Origin of the sequence: Streptomyces sp. Sge12, from assembly GCF_002080455.1 — a bacterium.
GTDB lineage: Bacteria > Actinomycetota > Actinomycetes > Streptomycetales > Streptomycetaceae > Streptomyces.
The window spans coordinates 1,973,641-1,985,260 of record NZ_CP020555.1 but is presented as its reverse complement, the minus strand read 5'-3'; the positions used below and the strand labels follow the sequence as shown (position 1 = coordinate 1,985,260).

Below are 11,620 nucleotides of genomic sequence, written 5' to 3'. Positions count from 1 at the left end.
GCCCGGGCCGCCGCCGGGCCGGAGGCGGCCGTACCGCTGCTGTCCGTACAGGACCTCACCATGACCTTCCCCGGCCGGCGATCCGTGACCGGGCGCCGGGGGGCGCCCGTGCGCGCCGTCGACGGGGTCTCCTTCGACCTGGCGGCCGGGCAGACCCTCGGTCTCGTCGGGGAGTCGGGGTGCGGGAAGTCGACCACCGGCCGGATGCTGGTACGGCTGCTGGAGCCGACCTCGGGCCGGGTCGCCTTCGAGGGCAAGGACATCAGCCGGCTGTCCCAGGGCGCGCTGCGCCCGCTGCGCAAGAGCATCCAGATGGTCTTCCAGGACCCGCACTCCTCCCTCAACCCGCGCCAGACCGTGGCCCGGATCATCTCCGACCCGCTGCTGGTGCAGGGCTGGAGCGCGGGGGACGCCCGGCGGCGGGCCGCCGAGCTGATGGAGCTCGTCGGGTTGATCCCCGAGCACATCGACCGCTACCCGCACGAGTTCTCCGGCGGCCAGGCCCAGCGCATCGGCATCGCCCGCTCACTGTCCACGAGCCCCCGGCTGATCGTCGCCGACGAGCCGGTCTCGGCGCTGGACGTCTCCGTCCAGGCGCAGATCGTCAACCTGATGGAGAGGCTGCGCGCGGAGCTCGGCCTCGCGTACGTGTTCATCGCGCACGACCTGTCGGTGGTCAAGCGGGTCAGTGACCGGGTCGCCGTCATGTACCTCGGCAGAATCGTCGAGATCGGGGACAAGAAGTCCCTCTACGAGAACCCGCAGCACCCGTACACCCGGGCGCTGCTGTCCGCCGTACCGCTGCCCGACCCGGCGGCGGAACGGCGGCGGGAGCGGATCGTGCTGCTCGGCGACCCGCCGAGCCCGGCCGCTCCACCCCCGGGCTGCACCTTCCACCCGCGTTGCCCGAAGGCGCAGGAGATCTGCCGCACCGAGCGCCCCCTCCTGCGCCCCGTCGCCTCCCGCGACGTGGCCTGTCACTTCCCCGGCGACTGACGGGGAGCCGGGGAGGAAAGGGAAGGACCCGGGGCCGGCGCCATCGCCCCCGGGTCCTTCCGCCGTCCCGTCTTCCGCCGTCCCGTCTTCCGCCGTCCCCTCTTCCGCCGTCCCCTCTTCCGCCGTCCCGCCCTCCAGTGCCGCCCGCCACGGCCGCCGTCCGCCGGGCGAGGCGCTGATGGCATGATCGCGCCGTGACCAACACATCGGCCCGGCCGGGCTCCGCGCGCCATGTCCTCTTCGACGTCGACGGGACGCTCATCGACGCGGTGGCCAACCAGCGCCGCGTCTGGGAGACCTGGGCGGCCCGGTACGGACTCGACCCCGCGGCCGTGTACGCGGTGGCGCTGCGCACGCGCCCGATGGAGACGTTCGCGGCGGTGGCCCCCGAGCAGGACCCGCGGGCGTGCCTGGCCGCGTTGCACGCGCTGGAGGACGAAGACGTCCGGACCGGTGACTACACCGCCTTCGACGGAGCGGCGGAGCTGCTGTCCGGCCTGCCCGCGGCGCGCTGGGCCCTGGTGACCTCGAACTACGAACACCGGGTGCGCGGCCGGTTCGCCCGGACGGGCCTGCCGCTCCCGGGCCTGGTCGTGGATGCCGCCGCCGTCGACGAGGGCAAGCCCTCACCCGTCCCCTACCTCCTGGCGGCGGCCCGGCTGGGCGCCGCGCCGCAGGACTGCCTGGTCATCGAGGACGCCCCGTCCGGCGTCGAGTCCGGGCTGCGGGCCGGCATGACGGTGTGGGGGGTCAACACCGCGTCCCCGGTGCACGGGGTGCACCGGCACTTCGCGAGCCTGCGCGAAGCGGTTCCCGCCATCCTCGCCTTCGCGGCGGGTGTGCCCGGGGACGCGGCGGTGTGAGTGCGGCTGTTGTCCCTCAGGCCAGTTCGCGGCGGAAGAACGCCAGCTCCAGGGCCATCAGCTTCTCCCGGGTGCCGCCCGGGGCCATGTGCGTGACGCCGGGCAGGGCCAGCAGCTGGTGCGGGCGGCCCGCGTCCGTCAGGGCCTGGGAGAGGCGCAGGGTGTGGGACGGGTGGACGTTGTCGTCGGCCAGGCCCGTGATCAGCAGCAGCGGGCGGGACAGCCCGGGGGCGTCGGGCAGCAGCGAGTCCCGCTCGTAGACCTCCGGGTGGTCCTGCGGGAGACCGAGGTACCGCTCGGTGTACGCCGTGTCGTAGTGCCGGAAATCGGTCGGCGCGGCCCCGGCCGCCGCCGCGTGGAAGACGTCCGGGCGGCGCAGCACGGCCATGGCCGCGAGGTAGCCGCCGTACGACCAGCCGCGCACCCCGACCCGGCCGAGGTCGAGGTCGGTGTGGCGGGCGGCGAGCGCATGGAGCGCCGCGACCTGGTCGTCGAGGGTGACCCCGGAGAAGCCGCGGTACATGGCGTGCGTGTAGGCGGGGGAGACGTACGGGGTCCCCCGGTTGTCGACGGTCACCACCGCGAAGCCCTGGTCGGCCCACCACTGGCGGTGCTGGCGGCGGCGCTGGTCGGCGGTGATGTCCTGCGCGCCGGGGCCGCCGTAGCCGTCGACCAGGACGGGCAGCCGCCGGCCGGGGACGTGGTCGCGGGGCAGTACGAGGGCGGTGGGGACGCCGTGCTCGGTGACCCGCTCCAGGATCGCCTCCACCCGGTACGGCAGCGGCTCGGACAGGTCGGCGGGGGTGAACTCCCGCCCGTCGGGGGTGCGTACGGTGCGCCGTACCCCGTCGGCGTCGGCGCAGGTCAGCAGGAGGGTCCCGGCCGATGCGGACACGGTGTGCACACCGGGCCCCGCCGCGAGCGGGGTCAGTTCCCCGGTGTCCGGGTCGAGCAACAGGACCTGCTGCTCGGACGGGTCGCGCAGGCCCGCCTCGATCAGCAGCCCGCCCTCGTGCACCCCGGCCACGGCGCGGACCTGTATCCCGTCCCCGGTGAGCAGTTCGCCGTCCACCGCGAGGGCGCGGGCGGCGCCGCCCGGGGTGTCGGCGGCGGTCAGGATCCGCCCGTCGGCGAGGCGGGCCGGGGTGCCGGGGACCAGCGGGTCCACCCAGTGCGGGTGGGTGGTGCGCGACAGCTCCCGGGTGCGGCCGGTGGCCGGGTCGGCGGAGAGCAGCAGGGCGTTCTGCTGGAGCCGGTCATGGACGGTGAGCAGGATCTCGCTCCCGGATTCCCAGCCCGCGTCGGAGACGTACGGGTAGGTCTCGGCGTCCCAGTCGAGCCGTATCCGGGCCCCGCCGTCGCCGAGCACCCACAGCTGGACGTCGGCGTTGGGTCCGCCCGCCTCGGGGTAGGCGAAGTCCTCGGCGGGCCGTTCGGGGTGCGCCGGGTCGGCGAACCAGCGCCGCTGGAGGGCGGATTCGTCCACGCGGGCGGCCAGCAGGGTGGTCCCGTCCGGGGACCACCAGTGGCCGCGGGTACGGCCGAGCTCCTCGGCGGCGGCGAATTCGGCGAGGCCCCAGCGGGCCCCGTCGTCGGGGCTGATCCGGCCGCCCGGGGCGACGTACAGGACGTCGTCGGCGACGTAGGCGGTGCGCGAGCCGTCGGCGTTCGGCCGCGGGTCCAGCGCGGGTCCGGCGGCCGGGATCTCGGCGGGCGCCCCGGATCCGTCCGCGGCGACCTCGAAGAGGCGTCCGTACAGCGCGAAGACGGCGCGCAGGCCGTCGCCGGAGAGGGCGTAGGAGCCGATTCCGGCGGCGACGAGCCGGGTCCGCTCGCGCAGCCGGCGTTCGGCCACCGGGAGGGGGCCCGGCTCGGGGCACAGCTCGCGGGGATCGGCGAGCCGGGTCTCGGCGCCGGTGGTGGTGTCGAGCACCCAGAGGCTGTCGAAGGCGTCGGTGGGGCCGGTCGACCGGAGGAACCAGAGCAGACGGCCTTCGTCCCCGAAGGAGAAGGCGCGCGGGGCGCCGTGGGTGAAGCGGGCCGTGGCCGCGGAGAGCCTGAGGAAGTCATCCATGATCGTAGTGTGACATGTGAAATGTCACCACTACTAGGCTGTTCGAGTGGTGACCCCAGGAGTGCGGGCTTAGCGTCGAAAGGGTGCACCCGAACGCATCGCCGAGCAGTAACGGGACCGACGGCAAGGTCCGCGGAAGCGGCAACGGACTCGCCCTGTTCGTCATCGCCTCCTGTCAGCTCATGGTGGTTCTCGACATCACGATCGTGAACATCGCGCTGCCGCACATCCAGAGCGCGCTCAACTTCTCGACCGAGAGCCTGTCCTGGGTCGTCAACGCCTACACTCTCGCCTTCGGCGGACTGCTGCTCCTGGGTGGCCGCACCGGTGACATCCTCGGCCGCAAACGCGTCTTCATCTTCGGCGTCCTGCTGTTCGGGCTCGCCTCGCTCCTGGGCGGACTGGCCCAGAACGAAGGCCAGTTGATGGCCGCGCGTGCCCTCCAGGGCGCCGGCGGCGCCATCGCCTCGCCGACCTCCCTCGCGCTGATCACCACCACCTTCCGCGAAGGCCCCGCCCGCAACCGGGCGTTCGGCGTGTTCGCCGGCGTCTCGGCCGCCGGCGGCGCCATCGGACTCCTCGCGGGCGGCATCCTCGTCGAATGGCTCGACTGGCGCTGGGTGCTCTTCGTCAACGTCCCCATCGCCATCGTGATCGCGGTACTGGCCGTCAAGGTGCTGCACGAGTCCGAACGCCATCCCGGGCACTTCGACTTCGCGGGCGCGCTGCTGTCCACCCTGGGCATGGTCTCGCTCGTCTACGGCTTCATCCGGGCTTCCCAGGAGGGCTGGCGCGACCCGGTCACGCTGGGCTCCTTCGGTGCGGCCGTGGTCCTGCTGTCCCTGTTCATCCTCAACGAGCGCCGCTCGCCCCAGCCGATCACCCCGCTGCACATGTTCGCCGACCGCAACCGGTCCGGGACCTACGGCATCATGCTCATGCTCGCCTGCGCGATCTTCGGCATGTTCTTCTTCCTGACCCTCTTCGTGCAGATCGTGCTGGGCTTCAGCCCGATCCAGGCCGGCCTCGCCTTCCTGCCCGTCAGCGCGGTGATCGCGGTGGGCGCCGGCCTCACCGCGAAGCTGCTGCCGAGGTTCGGGCCCAAGCCCTTCATGGTCACCGGCGCGCTGTCCTCGGCGGCCGGCCTGGCCTGGCTGACGCAGATCGACGTCCACTCGACGTACCTGGGCAGCATCCTGGGCCCGATGCTGCTCTTCGCCCTCGGCATGGGCCTGCAGTTCGTCTCGCTGACGCTGATGGCCCTGTCCAACGTCACCGACCGGGAGTCGGGCGCCGCGTCCGGTCTGCTGAACACGATGCAGCAGGTGGGCGGCTCGCTGGGCCTGTCGATCCTGGTGACCGTCTACGGCACGGCGAGCCGCAACGAGGCCAAGGAGCAGGTGCCCGCCTTCCTCAGCACCGCGAGCCCCGTACAGAAGGCCTTCTTCGCGCGCACCGGGCAGCTCCCGAAGCCGTGGGGCGACCAGGTCCTCACCTCGGGCATTACCTCGGCCTTCGTCGTGGCCTCGCTGTTCACCCTGGTCGGGGCGGTGATCGCGCTGTTCGTCATCCAGGTCCGCCCCTCGGACCTGGAACGCCTCCAGGGCAACCACAAACCGGCGGCCGACCGCACGTAGGCCGTACGCGGGCCGGCCGCATGTGCTCAGGTCCCGGTGACGCGGGCCACGAAGGCGTCCAGGTTCTCGGACATCCGGGCCAGCCGCTCGTCCAGCGTCAGGGACTCCTCGTAGCGCCCGGCCCGCAGCTTCGGCTGCCGCTTGCCGCGCACGTACAGGGGGCAGGCCAGGTCCGCGCAGATGTAGGTGCCGACCGTGTTGCCCTCACGCCCGCGCGCGCCCGCGAGCGGGGCGGCCAGCAGGGTGACCCCGGAGGAGGCGTGCCCGGTCAGACAGATCTGGCACAGGCTGGACTTCACCACGCTGGTGCGGCCCACGGACGGTACGCGCAGCGAGATCCCCAGCGGGCCGTCCTCCCGGGGCAGTACGAGATGCGCACGCAGCGGCGCGCCCGGGTCCACCCACCCCAGGAAATCCAGGTCCTTCCAGGGCAGTTCGGTGAAGTCGAGCGGCAGTCGCAGCCGCGCCGCCTCGCCCTTGGTGCAGTTCACGAAGGATGCACGGATCTGTTTCTCGGTGAGTGGTTCCACGGGCATCGACCCTATTACCTGCTCTGACCTGCCCGCATCTCAATATCCGGGACCGGCGCGCGCTAGCGGGCGTCCAGGCGACGGATCCGGCAGCGCGCCGGTCCGTCGGTCCGCAGGGTGATCCCGGCGCCGACCGGGATCTCGGTGTCCACGGCCTCGAACGCGTACGCCCGCAGGATCATCGCCAGCGCGATCACCGACTCCAGCATCGAGAAGTGCTGTCCGATACAGGCCCGCGGACCCCCGCCGAACGGGAACCACGCGTAGCGCGGCCGCCCCGCCTCCGCCTCGGGAGTGAAGCGCTCGGGGTCGAAACGGTCCGGGTCCGGCCAGTACGCGGGGTGGCGGTGCGTCACCCACGGTGCCAGGATCACGTCCGCGCCGGCGGGGATGGTGTGCTCCCCGATCCGGGTGGCGGCGACGGCCTTGCGCCCGATGACCGGCGCGGCCGGATAGAGCCGCATCGCCTCCTTGAGCACCTGGGTGAGGTACGGGAGCCGGTCCAGGTCCGCGGCCCCGGGCGTACGGCCGCCCAGTACGCGGGAGACCTCCTCGCGAGCCCGGTCCTGCTGCTCGGGGTGGCGGGCCAGCAGGTGCAGGGCGAAGCAGAGGGAGGTGGCGGTCGTCTCGTGCCCGGCCAGGAGGAAGATCAGCACCTGGTCGCGCAGCTCGGAGGCGTCGAACTCCCCGTCGTCGGAGCTCTTGGCGGCGGCGAGCAGCGACAGCAGGTCCTCGCCGGGGGACCCGGCACCGGCGCCGGGGGCCCGCCGGCGCTGCGCGATGATCCTGTCGCAGACCCCGTACAGCTCGTCCATCGCGGCGGCCGCCCGCCGGTTCCCGGGGGTGGGCCAGTGGCGCGGGATGTTCGCGGGGGAGTAGCCGCGGCGCAGCACGTAGTCGGTGATCACCGGGAAGCATTCGGCCACCACGTCGGCGGTGGCCTCGACGTCGGTGCCGAACAGGATGCGGGCGACGGCGCGCAGGGCGAGGTGCATCATCTCGTCGGAGACGTCGACGACGCCGTCGAGGGCCTGGCCCCAGGAGGCGATGACCGCGTCGGTCTCGGCGGCGACCGCCTCGGCGTAGCCGTCCACCCGGCGCCGGGTGAACAGCGGCTGCACGAGCCTGCGTTGGCGCAGGTAGTCCTCGTCCTGACTGGTCAGCAGCCCGTTGCCGAAGGAGTCCCGCACCTCCTGGTAGAAGTGGTTGTCCTTGCGGAAGCGGGCCGCGTCGGTGGCGAGCACCTGCTGGGCGCCCGCGGGGGAGAAGACGCAGTACAACTCGGCGCGCATGCCGGGCGGACCGGCCGTGATCCGTACCAGGTCACCGTGCCGGTGCTGGGCCCGCAGATAGGTGCCGAGCGAGTCGGACTTCAGGTCGAAGAGCGACCCGAGCAACGGCACCCCGGCCAGCCCCGGCACCTCCGACCCCGTGTCCACGCCGGAGTTCGTTCCCATCGCCATGGCCGCCCCGCCCCTTCGTCCTACGGAATCCCGATTCTGCCGCGCCCGCGGCGCCCCTGGCGAGGACATGGGCCCCATCAGGCCGAACAGTGGCCTGATCCCGGTCCCGCTGGCGTGGCGATCACCAGGGGGTGACCCCACAATGGATAGGGCTACCGTGCGTTGCACCCCGAGGTGATCGCTCATGTGTCGATGGCTCGCGTATTCGGGAACACCCCTGCTGCTCGAAACCATCCTCTACAAACCGGCCCACTCCCTGATCGACCAGAGCCTGCACTCCAAGATGGGCGTGGAGACGACGAACGGCGACGGCTTCGGCGTCGGCTGGTACACCGAGGAGCACACGGGCACCCCGGCGCTGCTCAGGGAGATCGGCCCCGCCTGGAACAACCGCAACCTGCGGGAGATCGCGGACCACGTCCGCTCTCCGCTGTTCTTCGCCCACATCCGGGCGTCGACCGGGACGGCGGTGCAGCAGACGAACTGTCACCCCTTCCGGCACGGCCGCTGGATGTTCATGCACAACGGGGCCATCGCCGAATTCCACCGCATGCGGCGGGAACTCACACTGCTGATCGACCCCGCGCTGTATCCCAATGTCGAGGGGACGACGGACTCGGAGGTGATGTTCCACCTGGCGCTCACCTACGGCCTGGAGGAGGACCCGCCGGGCGCGGTGGCCCGGATGACGGGCGTGGTGGAACGCATCGGCCACGAGCACGGTGTGGAGTACCCGATCCAGATGACGCTCGCCATCAGCGACGGCGAACGCCTGTGGGCCTTCCGCTACTCCAGCCAGGGCGCGTCGCGGACGCTCTTCTACAGCAGCCGCGTGGACGCGCTGCGCAGGCTGCACCCGGACATGGCCTTCCTCCAGGAGGTCTCGGACGACACCCGCCTGGTCGTCTCCGAACCCCTCGGTGACCTGCCGGGCGCCTGGAACGAGGTCCCGGAGAGCACCTACGGCATCGTCGAACCGGGCAGGGACTCCCTCCACCCCTTCACCCCCCAGGCGGCCTGAGCCGCCGTCGCCGGCCGCGCATGCGTACGCCGTGGATCGCCGAGAACGACTTGATCACGTCGTTCTCGGCGACGACGCTGCGGCGGAACCGTCTCCATCAGGGCAGCCGCCGATCAGATCGGGCCAGGCGGCAACCTTCGCAGAGGGGGTTGCTCTTCTCTGCACTGGTACGCCCGGTGCGTCTCTGACACCATCTCAGCTGCATCGACGCAGTCGTCGAGCGTAAGCGCAGAGATGAATATGAGGCCGGCTTTGAGAACCTTACGGAACCGCATTCCGCACGTGGTGACGGTTGTATTGATGCTGCTGGGCATGATGTCCGCGGCGGCCGCGCCGTCACAGGCCGCCCCGCAGAAGCTCGCGGGCAGCGCGATCGTCTGCTCCAACTCCCCGATACCGGCCGGGTGGGTCGTCACCAGCTCGTACTCGAGCGCAGGCTGCCCCGGCACCGGTGTCGCGTACTCCATCGCCGATGCGACCGGGCAGACCGCTCTCACCGTGTGTTCGTTCTCGCCGATTCCGGCCGGCTGGGTCGTCACCAGCTCGTATTCGAGTGCCGGTTGTGCCGGTTCGGGTGTGGCTTACAGCATCGGGAATGTAGCGACGTCGAATTACGCGACGGTGTGTTCGTTCTCGCCGATTCCGGCCGGTTGGGTCGTCACCAGCTCGTATTCCAGCGCCGGTTGCGCCGGTACGGGTGTGGCTTACAGCATCGGGAACGTAGCGACGTCGAACTATGCGACGGTGTGTTCGTTCTCGCCGATTCCGGCCGGGTGGGTCGTCACCAGCTCGTATTCGAGTGCCGGTTGTGCCGGTACGGGTGTGGCCTACAGCATTGCGAAGATCACCACATCGAACTACGCGACGGTGTGTTCCTTCTCGCCCCTTCCGACCGGGTGGGTCGTCACCAGTTCCTATTCCAGCGCCGGTTGCGCCGGTACCGGTGTCGCTTACACCATCGCGAACGTCGCCACGTCGAACTACGCGTCCGTGTGCTCCTTCTCGCCCATCCCGACGGGATGGCGCGTCACCGGCTCGTACCGGAACGCAGGCTGCGCCGGCAGCGGCATCTCCTACAACATCAGCAGGGCCTGACCGGACGCCGTCGGCCTTCAGGTGTTGCCTACCGGTCAACGTCCTTGTCGGTCACCGGTCTCTTCTCCTGTGCGCGTAGGGGCGATCGGGCCGGAAGACGCAGGTTCGGTACGGGAGGTTCATCGGCCCGTGCATTCCCCTGCGGGGTGCGAGCCCACGGACGGAGCAGGAAGGCGATGCTCGAGACCCCCGTCACTCTCCTCATGGGAGTGGCGGGGGTCTCGGGTGAACCGGCCTGCGTCAGTCGCGACTTCCTAGATGTCGCGGAAGATCTCGATCTGGGCGCCCACCGAGTTGAGGCGTTCCGCCAGTTCCTCGTAGCCGCGGTTGATGACGTAGACGTTGCGCAGGACCGACGTGCCCTCCGCCGCCATCATCGCCAGGAGGACGACCACCGCCGGGCGCAGGGCCGGCGGGCACATCATCTCCGCCGCGCGCCAGCGGGTGGGGCCCTCCACCAGGACGCGGTGGGGGTCGAGGAGCTGGAGGCGGCCGCCGAGGCGGTTCAGGTCCGTCAGGTAGATGGCCCGGTTGTCGTACACCCAGTCGTGGATCAGGGTCTGGCCCTGGGCGACGGCGGCGATGGCCGCGAAGAAGGGGACGTTGTCGATGTTCAGCCCGGGGAACGGCATCGGGTGGATCTTGTCGATCGGGGCTTCGAGCTTCGAGGGGCGGACCGTGAGGTCGACCAGCCGGGTGCGGCCGTTGTCGGCGTTGTACTCCGCCGAGCGGTCGTGGTCCAGGCCCATCTCCTCCAGGACCGCGAGCTCGATCTCCATGAACTCGATCGGCACCCGGCGGATGGTGAGCTCCGACTCCGTGACCACGGCGGCGGCGAGCAGGCTCATCGCCTCGACCGGGTCCTCGGAGGGGGAGTAGTCCACGTCCACGTCGATGCTCGGGACGCCGTGCACGGTGAGCGTGGTGGTGCCGACGCCCTCGACCCGGACGCCCAGGGCCTCCAGGAAGAAGCACAGGTCCTGGACCATGTAGTTGGACGAGGCGTTGCGGATGACGGTGACGCCGTCGTGCCGGGCGGCGGCCAGCAGCGCGTTCTCGGTGACGGTGTCCCCGCGCTCGGTCAGCACGATCGGGCGGTCCGGGGAGATGCCGGGCACGACCTTCGCGTGGTAGATGCCCTCGGTCGCGGTGATGTCCAGGCCGAAGCGGCGCAGGGCGATCATGTGCGGCTCGATGGTGCGGGTGCCGAGGTCGCAGCCACCCGCGTAGGGCAGCCGGAAGGTCTCCATGCGGTGCAGCAGCGGGCCCAGGAACATGATGATGCTCCGGGTCCGGCGGGCCGCGTCCGCGTCCATCGCCTCCATGTCGAGGCGGGCCGGCGGGATCAGCTCCAGGTCCACGCCGTCGTTGATCCAGCGGGTGCGGACGCCGATGGAGTTCAGGACCTCCAGCAGGCGGTAGACCTCCTCGATGCGGGCCACCCGCCTCAGCACCGTACGGCCCTTGTTGAGCAGGGAGGCGCACAGCAGGGCGACGCACGCGTTCTTGCTCGTCTTGACGTCGATGGCGCCGGACAGACGGCGGCCGCCCACCACGCGCAGGTGCATCGGGCCGGCGTAGCCCAGGGAGACGATCTCGCTGTCGAGCGCTTCCCCGATACGGGCGATCATCTCAAGGCTGATGTTCTGGTTGCCGCGCTCGATCCGGTTCACGGCGCTCTGGCTGGTGCCCAGGGCGTCCGCGAGTTGACTCTGCGTCCAGCCCCGGTGCTGCCGGGCGTCACGGATGAGCTTGCCGATGCGTACGAGGTAGTCGTCTGCCATGGGGGCACGCTATCTCAGATATGAGATGACCTCCGCGTCGGGTGTGGCAAATGGGTGTATTGCCCCGGTCTTACCGGTCGTCAGGTCCCATGATGGCGTCCCCGTAGGCGTGATGCGCGGCGATCCGGCCCGGCAGGCGGGCGGGCGGCGGCGCCGG

Annotated in this window: 9 protein-coding genes; 5 read left to right on the top strand and 4 right to left on the bottom strand. The window is 71.1% G+C overall.

Annotated elements, in window-relative coordinates; translation table 11 throughout:
• Window positions 1–60: 60 nt before the first annotated feature.
• The gene (locus B6R96_RS08770; RefSeq protein ID WP_237291646.1) at window positions 61–996 is read left to right on the top strand and encodes an ABC transporter ATP-binding protein; all 936 of its coding nucleotides are present in this window, start codon (window positions 61–63) and stop codon (window positions 994–996) included.
• A gap of 194 nt (window positions 997–1,190) precedes the next feature.
• On the top strand, window positions 1,191–1,859 hold the full coding sequence (locus B6R96_RS08765; protein WP_081522169.1) for an HAD-IA family hydrolase: 669 nt from the start codon (window positions 1,191–1,193) through the stop codon (window positions 1,857–1,859).
• A gap of 16 nt (window positions 1,860–1,875) precedes the next feature.
• Here B6R96_RS08765 and B6R96_RS08760 read toward each other — a convergent pair whose 3' ends face one another.
• Window positions 1,876–3,933 carry a S9 family peptidase gene (locus tag B6R96_RS08760; RefSeq protein WP_081522168.1) on the bottom strand — a complete coding sequence of 686 codons (2,058 nt, stop codon included), beginning with the start codon at window positions 3,931–3,933 and terminating at the stop codon, window positions 1,876–1,878.
• A gap of 83 nt (window positions 3,934–4,016) precedes the next feature.
• On the opposite strand from B6R96_RS08760, the gene B6R96_RS08755 reads away from it, so the two are divergent.
• Window positions 4,017–5,570: an MFS transporter gene (locus B6R96_RS08755; protein ID WP_081522167.1), complete on the top strand. Its 1,554-nt coding sequence runs from the start codon at window positions 4,017–4,019 to the stop codon at window positions 5,568–5,570.
• Between the two features lie 26 nt (window positions 5,571–5,596).
• On the opposite strand, the gene B6R96_RS08750 is transcribed toward B6R96_RS08755, so the two are convergent.
• Window positions 5,597–6,100 (bottom strand): FBP domain-containing protein, encoded by a 504-nt coding sequence (locus tag B6R96_RS08750; RefSeq protein ID WP_053703526.1) that lies wholly within the window; start codon window positions 6,098–6,100, stop codon window positions 5,597–5,599.
• 62 nt (window positions 6,101–6,162) lie between these two features.
• On the bottom strand, window positions 6,163–7,563 hold the full coding sequence (locus B6R96_RS08745; protein ID WP_081522166.1) for a cytochrome P450: 1,401 nt from the start codon (window positions 7,561–7,563) through the stop codon (window positions 6,163–6,165).
• A gap of 184 nt (window positions 7,564–7,747) precedes the next feature.
• Here B6R96_RS08745 and B6R96_RS08740 point away from each other — a divergent pair, with 184 nt between their 5' ends.
• Together B6R96_RS08740 and B6R96_RS37200 are read left to right on the top strand one after the other, a co-directional pair.
• Window positions 7,748–8,584, top strand: coding sequence for a class II glutamine amidotransferase (locus tag B6R96_RS08740; RefSeq protein ID WP_030386106.1), 837 nt, complete (start codon window positions 7,748–7,750; stop codon window positions 8,582–8,584).
• Between the two features lie 300 nt (window positions 8,585–8,884).
• Window positions 8,885–9,679: a hypothetical protein gene (locus B6R96_RS37200; protein WP_159396306.1), complete on the top strand. Its 795-nt coding sequence runs from the start codon at window positions 8,885–8,887 to the stop codon at window positions 9,677–9,679.
• A gap of 254 nt (window positions 9,680–9,933) precedes the next feature.
• Here B6R96_RS37200 and B6R96_RS08725 read toward each other — a convergent pair whose 3' ends face one another.
• Window positions 9,934–11,463 (bottom strand): helix-turn-helix domain-containing protein, encoded by a 1,530-nt coding sequence (locus B6R96_RS08725; protein ID WP_030386102.1) that lies wholly within the window; start codon window positions 11,461–11,463, stop codon window positions 9,934–9,936.
• Window positions 11,464–11,620 lie beyond the last annotated feature (157 nt).

What these genes read in the sequence shown, in the direction of transcription:
- B6R96_RS08740 (WP_030386106.1), top strand. Translation starts at nt 7,748, where the DNA reads ATGTGTCGATGGCTCGCGTATTCGGGAACACCCCTGCTGCTCGAAACC.
- B6R96_RS08760 (WP_081522168.1), bottom strand. Translation starts at nt 3,933, where the DNA reads ATGGATGACTTCCTCAGGCTCTCCGCGGCCACGGCCCGCTTCACCCAC.
- B6R96_RS37200 (WP_159396306.1), top strand. Translation starts at nt 8,885, where the DNA reads ATGCTGCTGGGCATGATGTCCGCGGCGGCCGCGCCGTCACAGGCCGCC.
- B6R96_RS08770 (WP_237291646.1), top strand. Translation starts at nt 61, where the DNA reads ATGACCTTCCCCGGCCGGCGATCCGTGACCGGGCGCCGGGGGGCGCCC.
- B6R96_RS08745 (WP_081522166.1), bottom strand. Translation starts at nt 7,563, where the DNA reads ATGGCGATGGGAACGAACTCCGGCGTGGACACGGGGTCGGAGGTGCCG.
- B6R96_RS08725 (WP_030386102.1), bottom strand. Translation starts at nt 11,463, where the DNA reads ATGGCAGACGACTACCTCGTACGCATCGGCAAGCTCATCCGTGACGCC.